The 20,243-nt window shown below is 72.9% G+C and carries 23 protein-coding genes; 19 read left to right on the top strand and 4 right to left on the bottom strand.

Annotated elements, in window-relative coordinates; translation table 11 throughout:
- Positions 1–9 precede the first annotated feature (9 nt).
- The 6 genes from V6U82_RS04505 (at position 10) to V6U82_RS04480 (ending at position 7,422) form a co-directional block, all read left to right on the top strand.
- Entirely contained in the window at positions 10–1,365 is a 1,356-nt protein-coding gene (locus V6U82_RS04505) for an ammonium transporter (protein WP_128137364.1), read from the top strand.
- Positions 1,366–1,390: 25 nt separating this feature from the next.
- Entirely contained in the window at positions 1,391–1,729 is a 339-nt protein-coding gene (locus V6U82_RS04500; RefSeq protein ID WP_013284578.1) for a P-II family nitrogen regulator, read from the top strand.
- Between the two features lie 17 nt (positions 1,730–1,746).
- Positions 1,747–4,008, top strand: coding sequence for a [protein-PII] uridylyltransferase (locus tag V6U82_RS04495; RefSeq protein ID WP_334459348.1), 2,262 nt, complete (start codon positions 1,747–1,749; stop codon positions 4,006–4,008).
- A gap of 114 nt (positions 4,009–4,122) precedes the next feature.
- Positions 4,123–5,676 carry a signal recognition particle protein gene (gene ffh / locus V6U82_RS04490; protein WP_121685483.1) on the top strand — a complete coding sequence of 518 codons (1,554 nt, stop codon included), beginning with the start codon at positions 4,123–4,125 and terminating at the stop codon, positions 5,674–5,676.
- Between the two features lie 66 nt (positions 5,677–5,742).
- The gene (locus V6U82_RS04485) at positions 5,743–6,324 is read left to right on the top strand and encodes a Uma2 family endonuclease (protein WP_334459347.1); all 582 of its coding nucleotides are present in this window, start codon (positions 5,743–5,745) and stop codon (positions 6,322–6,324) included.
- Positions 6,325–6,342: 18 nt separating this feature from the next.
- Positions 6,343–7,422: an amidohydrolase family protein gene (locus tag V6U82_RS04480; protein WP_334459346.1), complete on the top strand. Its 1,080-nt coding sequence runs from the start codon at positions 6,343–6,345 to the stop codon at positions 7,420–7,422.
- 19 nt (positions 7,423–7,441) lie between these two features.
- On the opposite strand, the gene V6U82_RS04475 is transcribed toward V6U82_RS04480, so the two are convergent.
- On the bottom strand, positions 7,442–8,035 hold the full coding sequence (locus V6U82_RS04475; protein ID WP_334459345.1) for a TetR/AcrR family transcriptional regulator: 594 nt from the start codon (positions 8,033–8,035) through the stop codon (positions 7,442–7,444).
- 193 nt (positions 8,036–8,228) lie between these two features.
- Between V6U82_RS04475 and proS the strand changes: the two genes are divergently transcribed.
- From proS to V6U82_RS04415, 12 genes are all read left to right on the top strand, one after another.
- Positions 8,229–9,635: a proline--tRNA ligase gene (gene proS / locus V6U82_RS04470; protein ID WP_334459343.1), complete on the top strand. Its 1,407-nt coding sequence runs from the start codon at positions 8,229–8,231 to the stop codon at positions 9,633–9,635.
- Position 9,636: 1 nt separating this feature from the next.
- Complete coding sequence (locus V6U82_RS04465; protein WP_334459342.1) at positions 9,637–10,305, top strand: DUF402 domain-containing protein; 669 nt, start codon at positions 9,637–9,639, stop codon at positions 10,303–10,305.
- Between the two features lie 242 nt (positions 10,306–10,547).
- Positions 10,548–10,994, top strand: coding sequence for a 30S ribosomal protein S16 (gene rpsP, locus V6U82_RS04460; protein ID WP_120571174.1), 447 nt, complete (start codon positions 10,548–10,550; stop codon positions 10,992–10,994).
- Entirely contained in the window at positions 10,969–11,172 is a 204-nt protein-coding gene (locus V6U82_RS04455) for a KH domain-containing protein (RefSeq protein ID WP_334459340.1), read from the top strand. The genes rpsP and V6U82_RS04455 overlap by 26 nt, the downstream gene beginning before the upstream one ends.
- A gap of 56 nt (positions 11,173–11,228) precedes the next feature.
- Positions 11,229–11,768: a ribosome maturation factor RimM gene (gene rimM, locus V6U82_RS04450; RefSeq protein WP_334459338.1), complete on the top strand. Its 540-nt coding sequence runs from the start codon at positions 11,229–11,231 to the stop codon at positions 11,766–11,768.
- A gap of 14 nt (positions 11,769–11,782) precedes the next feature.
- Positions 11,783–12,571, top strand: a complete 789-nt coding sequence (gene trmD, locus V6U82_RS04445; protein WP_128136374.1) for a tRNA (guanosine(37)-N1)-methyltransferase TrmD — start codon at positions 11,783–11,785, stop codon at positions 12,569–12,571.
- Between the two features lie 143 nt (positions 12,572–12,714).
- Positions 12,715–13,074 carry a 50S ribosomal protein L19 gene (gene rplS / locus V6U82_RS04440; RefSeq protein ID WP_013284591.1) on the top strand — a complete coding sequence of 120 codons (360 nt, stop codon included), beginning with the start codon at positions 12,715–12,717 and terminating at the stop codon, positions 13,072–13,074.
- Between the two features lie 168 nt (positions 13,075–13,242).
- Positions 13,243–14,124, top strand: coding sequence for a signal peptidase I (gene lepB, locus V6U82_RS04435; protein ID WP_334459336.1), 882 nt, complete (start codon positions 13,243–13,245; stop codon positions 14,122–14,124).
- Positions 14,121–14,753, top strand: coding sequence for a signal peptidase I (gene lepB / locus V6U82_RS04430; RefSeq protein WP_114919649.1), 633 nt, complete (start codon positions 14,121–14,123; stop codon positions 14,751–14,753). The genes lepB (V6U82_RS04435) and lepB (V6U82_RS04430) overlap by 4 nt, the downstream gene beginning before the upstream one ends.
- 90 nt (positions 14,754–14,843) lie before the next feature.
- Entirely contained in the window at positions 14,844–15,311 is a 468-nt protein-coding gene (locus tag V6U82_RS04425; protein WP_334459335.1) for an NUDIX hydrolase, read from the top strand.
- Positions 15,305–16,186, top strand: a complete 882-nt coding sequence (locus V6U82_RS04420) for a ribonuclease HII (protein ID WP_334459334.1) — start codon at positions 15,305–15,307, stop codon at positions 16,184–16,186. The genes V6U82_RS04425 and V6U82_RS04420 overlap by 7 nt, the downstream gene beginning before the upstream one ends.
- Positions 16,183–16,506, top strand: coding sequence for a DUF2469 domain-containing protein (locus V6U82_RS04415; RefSeq protein ID WP_011905215.1), 324 nt, complete (start codon positions 16,183–16,185; stop codon positions 16,504–16,506). Before V6U82_RS04420 ends, V6U82_RS04415 begins: the two co-directional genes overlap by 4 nt.
- Before the next feature lie 24 nt (positions 16,507–16,530).
- On the opposite strand, the gene V6U82_RS04410 is transcribed toward V6U82_RS04415, so the two are convergent.
- Together V6U82_RS04410 and V6U82_RS04405 are read right to left on the bottom strand one after the other, a co-directional pair.
- Entirely contained in the window at positions 16,531–17,637 is a 1,107-nt protein-coding gene (locus tag V6U82_RS04410) for a sulfite oxidase (protein ID WP_334459332.1), read from the bottom strand.
- Positions 17,634–18,293, bottom strand: a complete 660-nt coding sequence (locus V6U82_RS04405; RefSeq protein ID WP_334459331.1) for a class I SAM-dependent methyltransferase — start codon at positions 18,291–18,293, stop codon at positions 17,634–17,636. Before V6U82_RS04405 ends, V6U82_RS04410 begins: the two co-directional genes overlap by 4 nt.
- A gap of 132 nt (positions 18,294–18,425) precedes the next feature.
- On the opposite strand from V6U82_RS04405, the gene V6U82_RS04400 reads away from it, so the two are divergent.
- The gene (locus V6U82_RS04400) at positions 18,426–19,010 is read left to right on the top strand and encodes a murein hydrolase activator EnvC family protein (protein WP_442933420.1); all 585 of its coding nucleotides are present in this window, start codon (positions 18,426–18,428) and stop codon (positions 19,008–19,010) included.
- A 13-nt stretch (positions 19,011–19,023) separates the two neighbouring features.
- On the opposite strand, the gene V6U82_RS04395 is transcribed toward V6U82_RS04400, so the two are convergent.
- Positions 19,024–20,205, bottom strand: coding sequence for an aminotransferase class V-fold PLP-dependent enzyme (locus V6U82_RS04395; protein WP_334459330.1), 1,182 nt, complete (start codon positions 20,203–20,205; stop codon positions 19,024–19,026).
- Between the last annotated feature and the right edge of the window lie 38 nt (positions 20,206–20,243).

Raw genomic sequence — 20,243 nt, 5'->3', positions numbered from 1 at the left:
GGAGGCAGCGTGGAGATCGACACCGGGAACACTGCCTGGTTGCTTGTCTCGACTGCCCTCGTGCTGCTCATGACCCCCGGTCTCGCGCTGTTCTACGGCGGCCTGAACCGGTCCAAGGGCGTTCTGAACATGATGATGATGAGCTTCTCGTCCATCGGGCTCGTCAGCATCCTGTGGCTTTTCTACGGCTTCACCGTCGCCTTCGGCGAAGGCGGCAAGTTCTGGGGTGACCTGGGCCAGTACCTGGGCACCAAGACCTTCGTCGGCGAGAACGACCTGTGGGGCGAGACCGGCATCCCGATCTACGTCTTCATCGCCTTCCAGATGATGTTCGCGGTCATCACCGTGGCCCTGATCAGCGGCGCGCTGTCCGACCGGGTGAAGTTCGCCGGCTGGCTGCTGTTCGCGTTCGGCTGGGCCACCCTGGTCTACTTCCCGGTCGCCCACATGGTCTGGGGCGGCGGGCTGATCGGCGGCGACATCGGCGCGCTGGACTTCGCCGGTGGAACCGCTGTGCACATCAACGCCGGTGCGGCGGCGCTCGCGCTGGTGCTCGTGCTCGGCAAGCGGGTCGGCTGGCCGCGCGAGAGCATGAAGCCGCACAACGTCCCGATGGTCGCCCTCGGCGCCGCGCTGCTGTGGTTCGGCTGGTTCGGCTTCAACGCCGGCTCCGAGCTGACCGCCGACGGGGTGACCGCGCTGGCGTTCATCAACACCCAGGTCGCCACCGCCGCCGCGCTGCTCGGGTGGATCGTGGTGGAGTGGCTGCGCGACGGCAAGCCGACCCTGGTCGGCGCCTCGTCCGGCGCCATCGCCGGCCTGGTCGCGATCACCCCGGCCTGTGCGTTCGTCACCCCGGCCGCGGCGGTGCTGCTGGGCGTGGTGGCCGGTGCGGTCTGCGCCCTCGCGGTCGGCCTGAAGTACCGGCTCGGCTACGACGACTCCCTCGACGTGGTGGGCGTGCACTTCGTGGGCGGCTGGATCGGCTGCCTCTGGATCGGCCTGTTCGGTACCGCCTCGGTCAGCTCGCTGGTGGAGACCGACGGCCTGTTCGTCGGCGGCGACGCCACGCTGCTCGGCAAGCAGGCGATCAGCGCGCTGATCGTCAGCGTCTACTCCTTCGTGGTCGCCTTCGCCCTGGGCTTCGTGATCGACAAGACGATCGGCCTCCGGGTCTCCGCCGAGGCCGAGGTCGACGGTATCGACATCGCCGAGCACGCGGAGAGCGGCTACGACCTGTCGCCCACCACGGGCAGCAGCGGTGGCGCGTTCGCGATGGCCGGGATCGGCGCCGGCAAGCCGGCCGCGGAGCCCGCCGTCGAGACCGACGAGTCCGCGCCGGTCAGCGAGAAGGTCGCCGGTTAACGTTCCTGGGATGGAGGGGTTGGACATGAAGCTGGTGACCGCGGTCATCAAGCCGTACCAGCTGGACGCGGTGAAGGAGGCCCTGCACGCGCTCGGCGTGGCCGGGCTGACCGTCAGCGAGGTCCAGGGCTACGGCCGGCAGAAGGGGCACACCGAGGTCTACCGGGGTGCCGAGTACACGGTCGAGTTCCTGCCCAAGATCCGGGTCGAGGTGCTCACCGACGAGATGGACGTCGACAAGATCGTGGACGCGATCGTCGGCGCCGCCCGGACCGGCAAGATCGGCGACGGCAAGGTCTGGGTGACCGGCGTCGAGGAGGTCGTCCGGGTGCGTACCGGCGAGCGCGGGCTCGACGCCCTCTGATCGCCGGATCCGCCGACGTGACCTCGTTGACCACTGCCACCGGCCCCTCCGAGGGCCAGGCGGTGGTCAACGAGGTCGCCGGCGTACCCGCAGGCATCGGCGAGGCGGCCCGGTCCGCGCGGGCCGACGCGCTCGACGCCTGGCTGTGCCGGGCCTTCCCGGACCGGGACGGCGTCGCGCTCGTCGCGGTGGGCGGGCTGGGCCGTCGCCAGTGCGCCCCCTACGGCGACCTCGACCTGGTGCTGCTGCACGCCGGGGTGCCCGGCATCGACGAGCTGGCCGCGTCGCTCTGGTACCCGATCTGGGACGCCGGGCTGCGGCTGGACCACTCGGTGCGCACCGTCGCCGAGGCGCTGTCGGTGGCCCAGGACGACGTCAAGGTCGCCCTCGGTCTGCTCGACGCCCGGCACGTGGCGGGCGACCCGGCGCTCACCGACCAGCTCTCCCGTACCGCCACCGACCACTGGCGGCGCACCGCGATCCGCCAGCTGCCCGGCCTGCGCGAGATCACCGCCGCCCGCTGGGAGGCGCACGGCGAACTGGCGTTCCTGCTCGAAGGTGACCTCAAGGAGGCGGCTGGCGGGCTGCGCGACGTGGGCATCTTGCGCGCCATCGCGACCGCCGGGGTCACCGACGCGCTCCGCCCCGCCGTGTACGCGGCGCACCGGCGGCTGCTGGACACCCGCGACGCGCTGCACCAGCAGGTGGGCCGCCGGGTCGACCGCCTGGTCGCCCAGGAACGCGACGGCGTGGCGCGCCTGCTCGGCGCCGAGGACGGCGACGCGCTGCTGCGGCTGGTCGCCGGCGACGCCCGCACGGTGAGCCACGCCCTCGACGACGCCTGGCGGGCCGCCGACCGGCTCCGCTCCGGCCGGCACCGCGCCGCGCCCGGCCGTCCGCTGCGCCGCCCGGTCGCCCGGGACGTGGTGGAGCAGGACGGGGAACTGGTGCTCGCCCGCACCGCCATCGGGGCCCGCCCCGATCCGAGCCTGTCGCTACGCGTGGCCGCCGCGGCCGCCACCACCCGGCTGCCGATCGCGCGGGCCACCTGCGAGTGGCTGGCCGCGTACTGCCCGCCGCTGCCCGCGCCCTGGCCACCGGCGGCCCGCGCCGCACTGATCACCCTGCTCGGCGCCGGTCCCGGCCTGGTGCCCGCCTGGGAGACATGCGACAGGTACGGGCTGATCGACCGCTGGCTGCCCGAGTGGACCCGGATGCGCAGCCTGCCCCAGCACAACCCGGTGCACCGGTTCACGCTCGACCGGCACCTGGTGCAGACCGCGTACGAGGCGAGCCGGCACACCCGCGACGTGGAACGGCCGGACCTGCTGCTGCTCGGCGCGTTCCTGCACGACATCGGCAAGGGGCTGGACGGGGACCACTCGGCTGTCGGCGCGCCGCTGGCCGAGGCGGTCGCCACCCGGATCGGGCTGCCGCCGGACGAGGCGGCGCTCATCGGCACGCTGGTCCGGCTGCACCTGCTGCTGCCCGACGTGGCCACCCGGCGCGACCTGTCCGATCCGAAGACCGTCGCGGGGGTCGCCGAGCGGGTCGGCGACACCGGCACGCTGGAACTGCTGCACGCCCTGGTCCGCGCCGACGCCGCCGCCACCGGCCCGGCCGCCTGGTCCGGCTGGAAGGGCCGGCTGATCGCCGAACTGGTGAGCCGGGTGCGGACCACGCTGGACACGGGCGTGGTGCCCGCCCCGCCGGCCCCGGACCCGGCGCTCGTGGCCGGGCCGCTGCCGGTCGTACACCTCGGGGAGGACCGGGTGTCGGTGGCCGCTGCCGACCGGCGCGGGTTGCTCGCCACCGTCGCCGGCTGCCTGGCGCTGCACCGCCTGGAGGTGATCTCCGCGGACGCCGCCACCGTCGACGGCCGGGCCCTGGTCGAGTGCCGGGTGCAGCCGCGCTACGGGCTGGCCCCGGAGCCGATCGCGCTCAGTGCCGACCTGCGCCGCGCGGTCGGCGGCGACGTCTCGGTCATCCAGCGGCTGCGCGGGCGGGCGCTGGCCGCGCGCAGCCAGGGCGCGGCGCCACGCGTGGTCTGGCACCGGGAGGCGGCCACCGACGCGGTCCTGCTGGAGTTGCGGGCCGCCGACGCGGCCGGGCTGCTGTACCGGGTCACCTGTGCGCTGGACGAGACCGGCGCCCAGGTGCGGGCGGCCCGGATCTCGACGCTCGGCGGCGACGTGGTGGACGCGTTCTACCTGGTCGGCGGCTGGCCCTCGGACGAGGAACGGGCCCGGATCGAGGCCGCCGTGCTCGCCGCCGTGTAGCGGAACGGGCCGCCGGGCCGGAGCGGGGGTGCGGGCGGCGGGCTACCCTAACGGTGGGCTGGACCACCGGCCCGGCAGCATGTGCCCGCCGAAAACGACAAACGGGATGTTCGCGTGTTTGACACCTTGAGTGACCGCCTGTCCGGGATCTTCACCAAGCTCCGCGGCAAGGGCCGGCTCACCGACGCCGACATCGACGCCACCGCGCGCGAGATCCGGATGGCGTTGCTGGAGGCCGACGTCGCCCTGCCGGTGGTCAAGGGCTTCATCGCGAACGTCAAGGAGCGGGCGCGGAGCGCCGAGGTCTCCCAGGCGCTCAACCCGGCGCAGCAGATCGTCAAGATCGTCAACGAGGAGCTGATCAACGTCCTCGGCGGCGAGGGGCGGCGGCTCCAGTTCGCCAAGAACCCGCCGACGGTGATCATGCTGGCCGGCCTCCAGGGCTCCGGCAAGACGACGCTCGCCGGCAAGCTGGCCCGCTGGCTGAAGAGCCAGGGCCACCAGCCGCTGCTCGTCGCCGCCGACCTCCAGCGTCCCAACGCCGTCGGGCAGCTCCAGGTGCTCGGTGGCCGGGCCGGCGTCGAGGTGTACGCCCCGGCGCCCGGCAACGGCGTCGGCGACCCGGTGCAGGTGGCCCGCGACTCGATCGAGCACGCCCGCCGCGCCGCCCGGGACATCGTCATCGTCGACACCGCCGGCCGGCTCGGTATCGACACCGAGATGATGCAGCAGGCCGCGAACATCCGCGACGCGGTCCAGCCCGACGAGGTCATCTTCGTCATCGACGCCATGGTCGGCCAGGACGCGGTACGCACCGCCGAGGCGTTCCGCGACGGCGTGGGCATCACCGGCGTGGTGCTGTCCAAGCTGGACGGCGATGCCCGCGGTGGCGCCGCGCTCTCCGTCCGCGAGGTGACCGGCCAGCCGATCCTGTTCGCCTCCACCGGCGAGAAGCTGGAGGACTTCGACGTCTTCCACCCGGACCGGATGGCCAGCCGGATCCTCGGCATGGGCGACGTCCTCACTCTGATCGAGCAGGCCGAGGCGGCCTTCGACTCCGATCAGAAGGAGAAGATGACCGCCAAGCTGATGGGCGGGGAGACCTTCACGCTGGAGGACTTCCTCGACCAGCTCATCGCGGTCCGGCGGATGGGCCCGATCGCCAACGTGCTGGCCATGATGCCGGGTATGGGGCAGATGAAGGACCAGCTCGCCGAGCTGGACGACAAGCACTTCGACCGGGTCACCGCGATCATCCGGTCGATGACCCCGGCCGAGCGCACCAACCCGAAGATCATCAACGGCTCCCGCCGGGCCCGGATCGCAGGTGGCTCCGGCGTCACCGTCATGGACGTCAACCAGCTGCTCAACCGCTTCGCCGACGCGCAGAAGATGATGAAGCAGATGGGCGGCATGATGGGCCTGCCCGGCGGTGGCCGGCGCAAGGCGACCAAGTCGCCGAAGAACAAGCGCAAGGGCACGAAGGGTGGCGGGCGGCCGCGTACCGGCGCCGGGATGCCGGGTGGCTTCCCGGGCGGCATGCCGCAGCTCCCGCCGGGCCTGGACCCGGGTGACCTGGCCGGTGGGCAGGGTCTGCCGCCGGGCTTCAAGCTCCCGAAGATCGACTTCAACAAGCTGGGCAAGGGTGGCGACAAGGGCCCCCGCTAGCGTGTCGGTGACGGTGGGCGATGTGATCATCACCTGGGGTCGGTTCGCCCCCTGGAAGGAGATGTCATGACCGCGGCGCCGATCCTGCCCGAGCGGCACGAGTGGACGGTCGACGACCTGGGCGACCTGCCCAAGGACCTTCCGTACGAACTGATCAACGGAAGGTTGATCGTGCCGTCGCCCACCGCCCTGCACCAGGAGATCTGCGTCGAGTTGCTGCTCGCGCTGCGCGTCGACTGCCCGCCGGAGTTCCTGGTGAGCATCGACCTGTCCATGCGGGTGGACCGCCGCAACGAGCCGCGCCCGGATGTGGTGGTGATCCGGCGCAAGCACGCCGGCCGGTCGCCGGTCCCGGTCGAGGACGCGCTGCTCGCCGTCGAGGTCGTCTCGCCGACGTCGCACTTCCGCGACCTGTACGACAAGGCGAAGGTCTACGCCCGCTCCGGGGTCCGCTCCTACTGGGTGGTGGATCCGCAGCACGAGCGGATCGCGCTGACCGAGTACACGCTCGACGGCGCCGCCCGCGAGTACGAGCAACTGGCACACACCGAGGATCTGTTCGTCACCGAGCGGCCGTGGAAGGTCTCGATCGATCTGCCGGCGCTGACCGCGCGCCGCAACGACCTGCTCGCCGGCGAGGAGGGCTGATCGGGTAGGACTGTGCACATGGCTCTGCACGTGCGCGGTGTGTTCCTTCCCGACGACGAGGTCCGGGACGTCTGGCTGGTCGGCGACCGGGTCACCTTCGAACCGGTGCCCGGCGCCGAAACGGTGGCCGACGGCGGCTTCGTCCTTCCCGGCCTGACCGACGCGCACTGCCACATCGGCATCGCCCGCGGCGGCAGCCCGATCACCTCGCTCGACCAGGCCCGGGAGCTGGCCCGGATCGACCGGGACGCGGGCGTGCTGGCGATCCGGGACGCCGGGTCGCCGTACCCGTACCCCGAACTGGAGGACGAGCCGGACCTGCCGCGACTGGCCCGCGCGGGCCGGCACGTCGCCCCGCCGAAGCGCTACCTGCGTGACATCGGCGTGGAGGTCGGCGCCGCGGAGGTGGCCGCGACGGTCGCCGCGCAGGCCGCGGCCGGCAACGGCTGGGTCAAGCTGGTCGGCGACTGGATCGACCGCGGGGTGGGCGACCTGGCGCCCGCCTGGGACGCCGACACCATGACCGCGGCGGTCGCCGCCGCGCACGCCGCCGGGGTACGCGCGGCGGTGCACACGTTCTCCGAGTCGGCGGTGGAGATCATGGTGCGGGCCGGGGTGGACTCGGTGGAGCACGGCACCGGGCTGAGCCTCGACCTGATCGATCTCATGGCCCGGCAGGGCACCGCGCTGGTTCCCACGATGATCAACATCCGGACGTTCGGCCACATCGCCGAGCAGGCCCGGTCCAAGTTCCCCGGGTACGCCGACCACATGCTCGCCCTGCGCGACCGCTTCCCCGAGGTGGTGCGCGCCGCGCACGAGGCGGGTGTGCCGATCTACGTCGGCACCGACGCGGGCGGCGGCATCGACCACGGCCTGGCGGCCGAGGAGATGCTGCTTCTGCACGAGCAGGCCGGCATGTCGGCCACGGACGTGCTGGCGGCCGCCTCCTGGCGGGCCCGGGAATGGCTCGGCTTCCCCGGGCTGGTCGAAGGCGGCCTCGCCGACCTGGTGGTCTACCCCGAGGATCCGCGCCGCGACCTGCGTGTGGTCCGGACGCCCAGCCGGATCGTGCTGCGCGGCCGGGTCGTCCGCTGACCGGCCACCGTCGGCGGGCCTAGCGCGTCGTCACCGCCATCAGGAACAGGCGCACGGCCAGGACGGCCAGCCGGTCGGCGGTCTCGTCGACCGGGCCGCCCGGCAGCACGATGTGGCTCACCACCAGGCGTACGACGCTGTCCGCCGCGAACGCCAGCGCCGCCGGATCGGCGTCGGGCAGGCGCTCGCCGGTCCACTCCAGCAGCGCCGCCGCGGCCTCGGCGAGCACCAGCTCGGACCGGGTGGTCAGGTACGGCAGCAGCTCCTCCGAGCCGCCCCGGGTGCTGGTCAGCACCGCCCGGACCAGCGGGTTCTCGGCGGCCGAGGCGAGGGTGCGGTGGATCGCCGCGTACGCGGCCGCGCGGACGTCGGAGTCGTGCTCGTCGAGCGCGGACCGGACCTGGCCGACGAACCGGTCCACCTCGTGCCGGGCCAGCGCCTCGCCCAGGCCCGCCTTGGTGCCGAACTCGTTGTAGACCGTCTGCCGGCTCACCCCGGCCGCGCTCGCGACGGCGCCCATCCGGACCCCGGCCCAGCCGGTCGTGACGGTCAGCGAGCGGGCGGCGTCGACGATCGCCTCGCGCACCGGTGTGACGTTCCTCGGCTTCGGCATGGTGATCGAAGTCTACGGGCGCCGTTCAGCGCACCTCGAGTTCGTACTCCGCCTCGACCCGGAACCGCCCGCCGTCGTGGCCGGCGAAGGTCAGGTGGTGCGTCCCCGGCCCGGGGAGGTGCATGACGGCAGATGGTAGTGCGGGCGCGCCCGGCTGCGCCGACCCGTCGCGGGACGCATAGGATGTGCGGTCATGGCACGCGTGCTCACTCCCCGTGCGGAGGACTTTCCCCGCTGGTACCAGGACCTGATCGCCAAGGCGAAGCTGGCCGACAACGGCCCGGTCCGGGGGACCATGGTGATCCGACCGGCCGGCTACGCCATCTGGGAGCGGATGCAGGCCGAGATGGACGCCCGGATCAAGGCGGCGGGCGCGGAGAACGCGTACTTCCCGCTGTTCATCCCGGAGAGCTACCTGAAGCGGGAGGCCGAGCACGTCGAGGGCTTCTCGCCGGAGCTGGCAGTGGTCACGCACGGTGGCGGCAAGCAGCTCGCCGAGCCGGTGGTGGTGCGCCCCACGAGCGAGACGGTCATCGGCGAGTTCATGGCCAAGTGGATCGACTCGTACCGTGACCTGCCGCTGCTGCTCAACCAGTGGGCCAACGTGGTCCGGTGGGAGCTGCGCCCGCGGATCTTCCTGCGTACCAGCGAGTTCCTCTGGCAGGAGGGGCACACCGCGCACGCGACCCGTGAGGACGCTCGCGCCTACGCCCGGCGGATCCTGCACGAGGCGTACGAGGACCTCATGGTCAACGTGCTCGGCATCCCGGTGATGGTCGGCCTGAAGACCGCCCGGGAGCGCTTCGCCGGCGCCACCGCCACGTACACGTGCGAGGGCATGATGGGCGACGGCAAGGCGCTGCAGCTGGGCACCAGCCACGAGCTGGGCCAGAACTTCGCCAAGGCGTTCGACATCAGCTACTCCTCGGCCGAGGGCGGCCGGGAGCACGCGTGGACCACCTCCTGGGGCACGTCCACCCGGATGCTCGGCGGCCTGATCATGTGCCACGGCGACGACAACGGGCTGCGGGTGCCGCCGAAGCTGGCGCCGGTCCAGGCGTACGTGATGATCGTCAAGGACGGCGACGGCGTCGGTGAGGCGGCCCGGAAGCTGCACGACGCACTGCGGGACGCCGGGGTGCGGGTGGCGCTCGACGACCGGACCGACACCGCGTTCGGCCGCCGGGCCGTCGACGCCGAGCTGCGCGGCTACCCGGTCCGCGTCGAGGTCGGCCCGCGTGACCTGGCCGCCGGCAACGCCGTGGTGGTCCGGCGTACGGACGGCTCGAAGGCCCCGACGCCCGTCGCCGACGTGGTCGGCGCGGTCCTTGCCGCGCTGGAGGCCGACCAGCGGGCGCTGCACGACCAGGCGCTGGAGTTCCGCCGGTCCCGCACCGTCGAGGTGTCGACGCTGGCCGAGGCCATCGAGGCGTCCGCCACCGGCTGGGCGCGGGTGCCGTGGTCGGCGGTCGGCGTCGAGGGCGAGGCCGAGGCGAACGGCCAGGGCGTGACGGTCCGCTGCCTCGTGCGTGCCGACGGCTCGGTGCCGGACTCGGAGGACGAGCCCGACCTGGTGGCGATCCTCGCCCGCGCGTACTGAGATGCGGCCCGGCGATCCGGCCGGCCGGTTCGCGCCGGGACGGCTGATCCTGCACCGGAACGTGCGGCACGGCCGGATCGGCTGGGTCCGGTCGGCCCGCGTGGTCTCCGACGACGAGCGCGGCCTGCTGCTCTGGGTGGCGCGGACGGCGCCCGTCGCGCACGAGGTGACGGAGGCCGGCCTGGGCATGCGGGCCGTGCCGTTCGCCGAGTGGGTGACGTCGTCCTACCGGCTCGCGCAGGGGCTGTGGAACGGCCCGCCGGTGCTGAAGTTCCTGCCCACGGGCGCGGCGCACTCGGTCTGGTGGTTCCGCGACGCGGCGGGCCGCTTCCAGAACTGGTACGTGAACCTGGAGGAGCCCGGCGTCCGCTGGGACGACGGCACGGTGGCCGGCGTCGACATGGTCGACCAGGACCTCGACGTGGTGGTGTACCCGGACCTGAGCTGGGAGTGGAAGGACGAGGACGAGTTCGCCGAGCGGCTGGCGTTCCCGGAGCACTACTGGGTGACCGACGAGAAGGCGGTACGCGCCGAGGGCGAGCGGGTGATCCGGATCGCCGAGGCGGGCAAGTTCCCGTTCGACGGCACCTGGTGCGACTTCACCCCACCTGCGGAATGGGACGTACCGGACGAACTTCCGCCCGGTTGGGACCGCCCGCCGGCGCGCTGAACCGGTGTCCTCCGTCACGGCCCGACCCGCCCCGGGCGTGGTGTCCGGGTCCGGTGTGAGAGTTCCGGGCCGGATCTGGCAGAATGGTTCGCTGGTATCCGGCGCGCGTCCGGCGCCCTCTAACCCGGGCGCGTCGCCAGTTCACCGAGCAGTCTCCGGCCCAAACCCCACTGTGCCGGTCGGCGCTCACCCGCCACACCGCCCGTACGGGCCGGTGAGATCGCAACAGGAGCGAAACAACTGTGGCCGTAAAGATCCGGCTCCTGCGGATGGGCAAGATCCGCAACCCGCAGTACCGCATCGTCGTCGCCGACTCGCGCACCAAGCGTGACGGTCGCGCGATCGAGTTCGTCGGTGTGTACCAGCCGAAGGAAGACCCTTCGGTGATCGAGGTCAAGTCGGAGCGGGTCCAGTACTGGCTCTCGGTCGGCGCCCAGCCGAGCGAGGCCGTGCAGCGCCTGCTGGAGCTGACCGGTGACTGGCAGAAGTTCAAGGGCCTGCCTGCCCCGCCGCCGCTGAAGGTCGCCCCCGAGCGGGCCGACCGCAAGGCGGCGTACGAGGCCGAGGCGAAGGCCGCCGCCGGCGTGGCGGACACCCCGGCGAAGCCGGCCAAGAAGGCCGCCAAGCCGGAGGCCGAGGCCCCCAAGGCCGAGGAGCAGACCGGTGCCGAGTCCGGCGAGCAGGCCTGACATGCCGCTGCGTCCCGCTCTGGAGCACCTGGTCAAGGGCATCGTCGACCACCCGGACGACGTCCGGGTGCGCATGGTCGACTCCCGTCGGGGCAAGCGCCTCGAAGTCCGCGTGCACCCCGAGGACCTCGGCACGGTGATCGGGCGGTCCGGCCGGACCGCCAAGGCGCTGCGCTAGGTGATCGGCTCCATCGGCGGGCGTGGGGTACGCGTCGACATCGTCGACTCGTACTGATGCTTCTCGTCGTCGGCCGGATCGGTAAGCCGCACGGCATCCGCGGTGAGGTCACCGTGGAGGTGCGTACCGACGAGCCCGAAGCACGGTTCGCCCCCGGTTCGGTGTTGACCACCGAGCCGGGGGTCACCCCGTCGGAGCCCGGTGCCTGGCGGGTGCCGCCGACACTCACCGTCGAGTCGGCCCGCTGGCATCAGGGCCGCCTGCTCGTCGCCTTCGAGGGAGTGCTGGAGCGCGACGTCGCCGAGGCGCTGCGCAACACGCTGCTCGGCGTGGACAGCGCCGACGTCGCCCCGCCGGAGGACCCGGAGGAGTTCCACGACCACCAGCTGGTCGGGCTCGCCGTGGTCACCCGCGACGGTGAGCACGTGGGCGAGGTCGCCCGCATCGACCACGCGCCCGCGTCCGACATGCTGGTGCTGCGGCGCCCCGAGGGGCGTACCGCGCTGGTCCCGTTCGTCAAGGCGATCGTGCCCGAGGTGGATCTGGCCGGCGGTCGCGTCGTCGTCGACCTGCCCGGCGGCCTGCTCGACCTCTAGCTGGAGCCCACCGCATGCGCGTCGACATCGTGTCGATCTTCCCCGAGTACTTCGCCCCGCTGGATCTCTCGCTCATCGGCAAGGCCCGGGCGAACGGCACGCTGCGGCTGGCCGTACACGATCTGCGGACCTGGACCCACGACGTGCACCGCACCGTCGACGACACGCCCTACGGCGGCGGTCCGGGCATGGTCATGCGCCCGGAGCCGTGGGGTGAGGCGCTGGACGCGCTGGCGCCCGGTGAGCTGAGCCCGGACGGGCACACGCTGCCCCGGCTGCTCGTGCCGTCGCCCGCGGGCGTCCCGTTCACCCAGGCCCTGGCGCACGAGCTGGCCGCCGAGTCGCACCTGCTGTTCGCCTGCGGCCGGTACGAGGGCATCGACCAGCGGGTGCTGGACCACGCCGCGACCCGGATGCCGGTGACCGAGGTCTCCCTCGGCGACTACGTGCTGTTCGGCGGCGAGGTGGCCGTGCTGGTGATCCTGGAGGCGGTTACCCGGCTGCTGCCCGGCGTGCTCGGCAACGCCGGTTCGCTGGACGAGGAGTCGCACGCGCACGGGCTGCTGGAGGCTCCGCTCTACACCAAGCCGGCGAGCTGGCGCGGGCTGGACGTGCCCGAGGTGCTGCGCTCCGGCGACCACGCCAAGATCGGCCGCTGGCGGCGGGACGAGTCGCTGCTGCGGACCGCGGCCCGGCGCCCGGACATGATCGGCGCGCTGGCCCCGGAGGCGCTCGACAAGCGGGACCGGGCGACGCTGGACCGGGGCGGATTTTCCCCGCCACCGGGGCATGTGGCAAAGTAGAGGGGTTGCCGCATCCGTCCACGCCGTGGGCGGTTGCGAGGACCCCCGACCGGGGCCGGTCCCGCCGGTCACCACCCGGGGGTCAGAATCACCCATCCGCGCATCGACTGACGATGCGCCGTGAGCCTCACGAGGACGCAGCGATGAACATCCTGGACGCCCTTGACGCCCAGTCGAAGCGTACCGACCTGCCCGACTTCCGTGCCGGTGACACCGTCAAGGTGCACGCGCGGGTCGTCGAGGGCAACCGGTCCCGGGTCCAGATCTTCCAGGGCGTCGTCATCCGCCGCCAGGGTGACGGTCTGCGCGAGACCTTCTCGGTCCGCAAGGTCAGCTTCGGCGTCGGCGTGGAGCGGACCTACCCGCTCAACGGCCCGGGCATCGACCGGATCGAGGTCGTGACCCGCGGTGACGTGCGTCGCGCCAAGCTCTACTACCTGCGTGAGCTGCGCGGCAAGAAGGCCAAGATCAAGGAGCTGCGGGAGAAGCAGCCGGCGAACTGACGTCCGTACGCCACGCCGCCCGAGCTGCGCGGATGTCGTATCGACCAGACCGCATTACCCTGGTCGATACGGGCGCAGCCGGACGGTGCGAAACGGTCCACTACCGCCCGTGGGGTCTCCGAGGGGACTCCCGGGCGGTAGTGTCGTTTCCGCGGACCGGAGAGTGGCATGGTGCAGATGGTTGACGAGGACGGCGCCGTCGATCCCTGGCGCCGGCGGGCCCGCCGTGGCCGCCGTCAGATGCCGCTCTGGCAGGAACTGCCGCTGCTGCTGATCGTGGCGTTCTGCCTCGCCGTGCTGATCCGCACCTTCCTGCTCCAGGCGTTCTTCATCCCCTCCGGGTCGATGGAGAACACGCTGCTCGTCGGCGACCGGGTGCTCGTCAACAAGGTCGTCTACGACGTCCGCGACCCGGTCCGCGGCGAGGTGGTGGTGTTCCGGGGCACCGACCGCTGGGTCGCCCAGGAGGCGCCCGCGCCGCCGACGAACTTCGCCGGCCGGGTCGGGCGCACGCTCGGCGATCTGGTGGGAGTCAGCCGCCCCGGCGAGAAGGACTTCATCAAGCGCGTCATCGGCGTACCGGGCGACAAGGTCTGGTGCTGCGACGACGGCCGGGTGGTGGTCAACGGGGTGCCGCTGGACGAGACGGCGTACGTCTCCGAGGACTCCCCGGTCGAGCTGCCGCCCAATCCGAAGGAGTGCCGGTCCCGGCAGTTCACCGAGGTGGTGGTGCCGCCGGGGCAGATCTTCGTGATGGGTGACCACCGGCTGGTCTCGCAGGACGCCCGATGTCAGGGGCCGGTGCCGATCGAGAACGTGGTCGGCCGCGCCTTCATGATCGTCTGGCCGTCGCAGCGGTGGACCAGTCTGCCCGTACCGGAGACGTTCACCAGCGTGCCCCGCGCGGACGCCGCGCCGGCGGGGCCGGTGCCGGTGGATCCCGACCCGGTCGGCGGCGTCGTCCTGATCCTCCCGGTCGCGGCGACGCTCACCGTTCTGGCGGGTTCGGGGCGACTGCGCCGCACCCGGCGACGTAGGCTCCTCCCGTGATCGACGAGCAGACCGAGAAGCCCCGCAGCTCCTTCTGGAAGGAGCTGCCCATCCTCCTGGGCGTGGCGATCCTGGTCGCGGTGCTGGTGCGTGCCTTCGTGCTGCAGACCTTCTTCATCCCGTCGCCGTCCATGGAGAACACCCTCAAGATCGACGATCGGGTGCTTGTCAACAAGCTGGTCTACGACTTCCGCTCGCCGCACCGGGGCGAGGTGATCGTCTTCAAGGCGCCCACCGAGTGGAGCGGCAACCCCGACGGTGAGGACTTCATCAAGCGGGTGATCGGCGTCGGCGGCGATCACGTGGTCTGCTGCGACCGCACCGGCGGCCAGGAGCGGCTGGTCATCAACGGCAAGCCGATCGACGAGCCGTTCATCTTCCCCGGCAACAAGCCCGCCGACCAGGACTTCGACATCACGGTGCCGAAGGGGCGCCTGTGGGTGATGGGTGACCACCGGGAGGCGTCCGGCGACTCGCTGGAGCACTGGCAGCAGTCGGGCGAGGACATCAACGTGGCCACCATCCCCGAGGGCGAGGTCGTCGGCCGGGCCTTCACCATCTTCTGGCCGGTCAGCCGCGCGACCTGGCTCAGCGTCCCCGAGCAGTTCGACGGGATCCCCAATCCCTGAGCCGGCCCGCGCCACGCTCCGGCACGCCGGCCCCGCCCCGGCGGCGGGAGGGCGTGGTCGTTCGTCGCAGGCGTCTGGCAGGCTGGTGCGGTGACCGTCTACACCCCTCGTCGCGCGGCCCGGGTGCTGCTGGTCGACGCGTCCGACCGGGTGCTGCTCTTCCAGGGCAGTGATCCGGCCCGGCCGGGTCACCGCTACTGGTTCACCCCCGGCGGCGGGCTCGACCCGGGTGAGTCCCCGGCCGACGGCGCCGCCCGGGAACTGGCCGAGGAGACCGGCCTGCGGATGGCCCCGGCCGAGCTGGGCGCGCCGGTCTGGGCGGAAACCGTCGAGTTCCCGTTCGACGGCGTCTGGTACCGCCAGGAGCAGCAGTTCTACCTGGTCCGGGTGACCGGCTGGGAGGTCGACACGGCCGGCTTCAACGACGTCGAACGGGCGAGCGTGCACGGCCACCGCTGGTGGCCGGTCGCCGAGCTGGCCGCCTCCGCCGAGCGCTACTACCCGCCGGACCTGCCCGGCCGGCTCGGCGCCGTGCTGACGGGAGGCGGTGCGTGCTGACCCCGCCGCGCACCGTGATCCGCCGCGACGGCGGCCTCTACGCGTTGGAGCGGGCCCTGCAACGGCGTGGCTTCCGGCACGTGGCGGGCGCCGACGAGGCCGGGCGGGGCGCCTGCGCCGGGCCGCTCGTGGCCGCTGCCGCGATCCTGCCCGAGGGCCGGCGCGGCGAGATCGACGAGCTGGCCGACTCGAAGCTGCTCACCCCCGCCGCCCGCGAGCGCGTCTACGACGAGGTGGTGGCACGGGCCCTGGCGTACGCCGTGGTGGTCATCCCGGCCGAGGAGGTCGACGCCCGCGGGCTGCACGTGTGCAACCTCGCCGCGATGCGCCGGGCGCTCGCCTCGCTGACCACCCGCCCGGAGTACGTGCTGACCGACGGCTTCGGCGTCGACGGGCTGGACGTGCCGGGCCTGGCGGTCTGGAAGGGCGATCGGGTGGCCGCGTGCGTGGCGGCGGCGAGCGTGCTGGCCAAGGTCACCCGGGACCGGATCATGGTGGAACTGGACGGGCGGTTCCCCGGCTACGGCTTCGCCGAGCACAAGGGCTACATCACCGCCGAGCACAGCGCCGCCCTGCGCGCGCTCGGGCCCTGCCGGGAACACCGCTTCTCGTACGTGAACGTGGCCGCCGTCTCCGGACGGGACGGCCGGCCTCCCCGCGCCCGCCGCCCGGCGGGCGACGGCGCCGACGCGGCGCCTCCCGAGCCCGCGGCCGGGCTGCCGGGTCTCGGCCCCGGCGCGTTCGCCGGGCGCCCGGACGAGCCGATGGGGCACTGCGGCGCGTCAGGGGGTACCGTCGGCGTGGCGTTGGGCGAGCAGCCGCGACCTCCGGCGTCGGTGGGGGAAGATGTGGTCATGGAAGGCGGAGTGCGATGAGCGCGGAAGATCTCGAGAAGTACGAGACCGAGATGGAGCTGCAGCTCTACCGGGAGTACCGCGACATCGTCCGCCAGTTCTCCTACGTGGTGGAGACCGAACGCCGTTTCTACCTGGCCAACCAGGTCGACCTGCACGTGCGCAACTCCGACGGCGAGGTCTACTTCGAGGTCGAGATGCACGACGCCTGGGTGTGGGACATGTACCGCCCTGCCCGTTTCGTCAAAAATGTTCGAGTAATGACGTTCAAGGACGTCAATGTGGAAGAGCTCGAAAAGCCCGACATCTCGCTTCCCGCAGATTCCGGATTCGGGAGCTGACCGCAGGCGGCTGAATGCCCCCGATCACTCCGCCGGCACGACCACGTCGACCCGCTGCACCAGGTTGTTCGCGAACCCGCCCCGGTTCCACGGTTGCTCGACCGGCTGGGTACGCCCCGACGCGTCGGTCGCCCGGGCACCCAGCACGTACCGGCCCGGCGTCGCCGTCCAGCTCACCGACCACCGGCGCCACGCCCACTCGCCCCCGGCCGGCTCGTCCAGGACCGCCGGCGCCCACGTCCCGCCCCCGTCCGTCGTCACCTCGACCGAGGTCACCGGCGCGTGGCCGGACCAGGCCCGGCCGTCCAGAGTGCACGGACCCGGCCGCAGCACCCGGGTGCGGGACATGAAGTCCGGGAACCCGGGCGGGCGAACCAGCGCACGCGGCTCGATGCGGGTCACCGGCACGCCCGGGTCGTCCGCGTCACGCCGCAGCCGGTAGGCCACCGCGTTCTGGTAGCCGTCGAACGGCTCGGTCGTCACAGTGATGTCGCGCAGCCACTTCACGTGCGCCATGCCGTACCAGCCGGGCACGATCAGGCGCAGCGGCGCGCCGTGCTGCGGCAGCAGGGGAGCGCCGTTCATCTCGTACGCCAGCAGCACCTCCTCGCGCAGCGCGTCGGCCACCGGCAGCGCCCGCTGGTAGTCCTGCTCGACGCCGCGCTCCACCCCGTGGTCCGCGCCGGTGAACACCACATCCACGGCGTCGCCGGACAGGCCGGCCTCGCGCAGCAGCGGCGCCAGCGGCGTACCGGTCCACTCGGCGTTGCCCACCGCCTCCACCAGCCAGGGCTGGCTGACCGGACGGGGATGCAGCAGCGCCCGGCCGTTGCCCGCGCACTCCAGCGTGACCCGGTGGGTCACCCGCGGCCGGTCGCGCAGCGCCGCCAGGTCCAGCCGCAGTGGACGCTCGACCGCGCCGGACACGCTCAGCGCGTACGCGGCCGGGTCGACGTCCGGGATGTCGTAGTGGATGAGCAGGTAGTGCAGGCCCGCCGGGGTCACGTCGTACCGCAACGCCTCCAGCGGGATGCCGTGGTTGCGCGCGGCGAGCTGAAGCTCCTCGGTGCTGATCGCCTCGTCCGGCCCGGCCACCCGGGAGGGCAGGCTGATCCCGTCCACTGTGGTCATGACGGCTCCGTCCGCTCCAGCACGTCGTAGCCGATGAACGCGAACATCCGCGCGCCCGGCGCCAGCGGGCGGGGCGTGCCGGTGAAGCGGTGCGCGCCGACGCCCACACCGTCGGCCGGGCTGCTCACCGCGACCGGCTCGAAGCCCTCCTCGGCGAACCACTCGCAGATGACCGGCACCAGGTCCGGTTCGCGCCGGTATCGCGTCCACAGCACCGTGCCGCCGGTCGCGCAGAGCGAGGCGCAGTGCCGCACAGTGGCCCGGATGTCGTCGTCGCCGATGTTGCCGAAGATGCCGCAGACCAGCACCAGATCCGCCGGGGCCAGGTCGGCGTAGCGGTCGGTCAGCGAGGCGTCCCCGGTCACCACCTCCACGCCGGTCAGCCCCGCGTCGGCGGCCGCCCGGCGGGCCAGATCGGCGTTGCGCGGATCCAGCTCGACCAGGCGGGCGGTCACGTCGCCACCCCGGGGATGGGCGGCCAGCACCGGGATCAGGTCGCGGCCCTGACCCGCGCACAGACTCAGCGCGCGCAGCGGACCGGGCGGCGCCGCGTCCAGCGCGTCGGAGACACGCCGCCGCACCTCGGCGAGCCGCCGGGCCAGAGCCGACTCGGGCTGGTCGTAGTCGCGATGCCAGGCGTACCAGTCCTTCGTCATCGGGCCAGCATAGGCGTCTGTGCCGTAGCAGATCGGCCCCGATTCCGGCGCTCGTCCACAGCCGGGGCCTCGTCCACAGGGCGGTCGGGTCGGGCTCGCGGGACGGTGCTCGGCGTCGGCAGGGTGTCCGGCGTGCGTACTGCCATCGGCCGGTCTGTGCTTGCGGTGCTGGTCCTCGTCGCCTGCCTGCCGGGCGCCTCCGTGCCGTCCCGGGCGGCGCTGTCGTCCTCGGGTTCTCCTGCGGCTGTCGCCTCGGCTGCGGGAATTCGGGGTGCGCCGGGCGGGCGGTTCCGGTGGCCGCTGCCGGGCGCGCCCCGGGTGGTGCGGCGGTTCGACCCGCCGCCGCAGCCCTGGCTGTCCGGGCACCGGGGCGTCGACCTCGCCGCCGCGCCCGGTGCGCCGGTGCTGTCGGCCGGTCCCGGGATCGTCCTGTTCGCCGGCACTGTCGCCGGCCGGCCGGTGTTGACCATCGGCCATGCCGACGGGCTGCGCACCACCTACGAGCCGGTCCGCTCCCGGGTCACCGCCGGTACCCCTGTGTACGCCGGAACGCCGGTCGGTGAGCTGCTCGCCGGGCATCCCGGGTGCGCCGAGGCGGCCTGCCTGCACTGGGGGCTGCGACACGACGCGGAATACCTCGATCCGCTGGCCCTGCTCGGGCTCGGCCGCGTGCGGCTGCTCCCGCTGCACCCCGTTCCCGCCGACGTCGCCGGGTGATCGGGTGTCCTGCTCAGCCCTGGGCGAGCAGCGTGGGCAGCCGGACGGCCAGCCGGTCGTACTCGTCGGGGGTGTTGTAGACCTGGCCGCACAGCCGCAGATAACCGCGCCCGTTCCAGCCGGCGATCGAGACCTCGGCGGACAGCCGGTCGGCGATCCGGCTCCGAAACTCCCGGGCCGCGTCCAGCGTCGTCGCGACACCGGGCGGCAGCGGCACCAGCCGCATGGCGACCGCCGGTCCGCCGGGCTCCGGCAGCCGTTCCGGCGCCACACCGAGCGCGTCCCCGACGACCCGTTGCCCGTACGCGGCCAGCGCCGCGTTGTGCGCGCGTACCCGGTCGATCCCGAGGCTGCGCAACGTGAACAGGCCCACCGGGGCGGCCAGCCAGCCGGTGTAGTCGAGCGTCGCCTGCCACTCCACCCGGACCGGGAAACCGCCGTCCTGCTCCCACGAGACGACGAGCGGCTGGATCCTCTCCCGCCACTGCGGCGCCACCACGAGCACTGCCGTGCCGCGCGGCGCGTACGCCCACTTGTGCAGGTTGCCGACCCAGAAGTCGGCGCCGACGGACGCGACGGTGGCCGGCAGCATGCCCGGCGCGTGGGCGGCGTCCACCAGCACCGGCACGCCCTGTTCCCGGGCCACCGCGACGATCGCCGCCGTGGGGAACAGCCGGGCGGTCGGCGAGCTGAGCTGGTCGACGATCAGCAGCTTGGTACGCCCCGGGCGCAGCCCGTCGCGGACGATCTCGACCACCGCCTCGTCGGTGGCGGTGAGCGGCACCGGCAGGGTGCGGGACACCGCTCCGGTGCGGGCGCACTCCCGGGCGACCGACAGCGCCACCGCCCCGTACCCGTGGTCGGTGGTCACGATCTCGTCGCCGGGACGCAGCGCCAGCGACTGCAACACCACCGCCGCGCCGGCGGTGACGTTGCCGACGAGCGCGGTGCCGTCCGGATCGGCGCCGAGGAACGTGGCCAGGTGCCGCCGGGCGTGGGCGATCCGGTCGACCAGGCCCTGCGTGAAGAACCGCAGCGGGTTGGCCTCCATCTCGTCGCGCAGGCGCTGCTGGGCGCGTTGCACGGCGATCGGTACGGCGCCGAACGCGCCGTGGTTGAGGTGGCTGACGGAGGGATCGAGGGAGAAGAGCAGCCGAGCCCCGGGAATCGGCTCGGGTGGCTGCGGCACCGTCATCCGTCGATCCTAGCCCGAGATGGATCATGCGCTGGCCG

Source organism: Micromonospora sp. CPCC 205554 (genome assembly GCF_036902745.1).
Taxonomy (GTDB): domain Bacteria; phylum Actinomycetota; class Actinomycetes; order Mycobacteriales; family Micromonosporaceae; genus Micromonospora; species Micromonospora tulbaghiae.
Note: the sequence above shows the minus strand (reverse complement) of the source record. Positions and strands in the feature narration are given on the sequence as shown.

Excerpts from the sequence above, each read along its gene's own strand:
- V6U82_RS04500 (WP_013284578.1), top strand. The coding sequence starts at position 1,391 with ATGAAGCTGGTGACCGCGGTCATCAAGCCGTACCAGCTGGACGCGGTG.
- V6U82_RS04485 (WP_334459347.1), top strand. The coding sequence starts at position 5,743 with ATGACCGCGGCGCCGATCCTGCCCGAGCGGCACGAGTGGACGGTCGAC.
- V6U82_RS04480 (WP_334459346.1), top strand. The coding sequence starts at position 6,343 with ATGGCTCTGCACGTGCGCGGTGTGTTCCTTCCCGACGACGAGGTCCGG.
- V6U82_RS04475 (WP_334459345.1), bottom strand. The coding sequence starts at position 8,035 with ATGCCGAAGCCGAGGAACGTCACACCGGTGCGCGAGGCGATCGTCGAC.
- proS (WP_334459343.1), top strand. The coding sequence starts at position 8,229 with ATGGCACGCGTGCTCACTCCCCGTGCGGAGGACTTTCCCCGCTGGTAC.
- V6U82_RS04465 (WP_334459342.1), top strand. The coding sequence starts at position 9,637 with ATGCGGCCCGGCGATCCGGCCGGCCGGTTCGCGCCGGGACGGCTGATC.
- rimM (WP_334459338.1), top strand. The coding sequence starts at position 11,229 with ATGCTTCTCGTCGTCGGCCGGATCGGTAAGCCGCACGGCATCCGCGGT.
- trmD (WP_128136374.1), top strand. The coding sequence starts at position 11,783 with ATGCGCGTCGACATCGTGTCGATCTTCCCCGAGTACTTCGCCCCGCTG.
- rplS (WP_013284591.1), top strand. The coding sequence starts at position 12,715 with ATGAACATCCTGGACGCCCTTGACGCCCAGTCGAAGCGTACCGACCTG.
- lepB (WP_334459336.1), top strand. The coding sequence starts at position 13,243 with ATGGTGCAGATGGTTGACGAGGACGGCGCCGTCGATCCCTGGCGCCGG.
- V6U82_RS04415 (WP_011905215.1), top strand. The coding sequence starts at position 16,183 with ATGAGCGCGGAAGATCTCGAGAAGTACGAGACCGAGATGGAGCTGCAG.
- V6U82_RS04410 (WP_334459332.1), bottom strand. The coding sequence starts at position 17,637 with ATGACCACAGTGGACGGGATCAGCCTGCCCTCCCGGGTGGCCGGGCCG.
- V6U82_RS04405 (WP_334459331.1), bottom strand. The coding sequence starts at position 18,293 with ATGACGAAGGACTGGTACGCCTGGCATCGCGACTACGACCAGCCCGAG.
- V6U82_RS04395 (WP_334459330.1), bottom strand. The coding sequence starts at position 20,205 with ATGACGGTGCCGCAGCCACCCGAGCCGATTCCCGGGGCTCGGCTGCTC.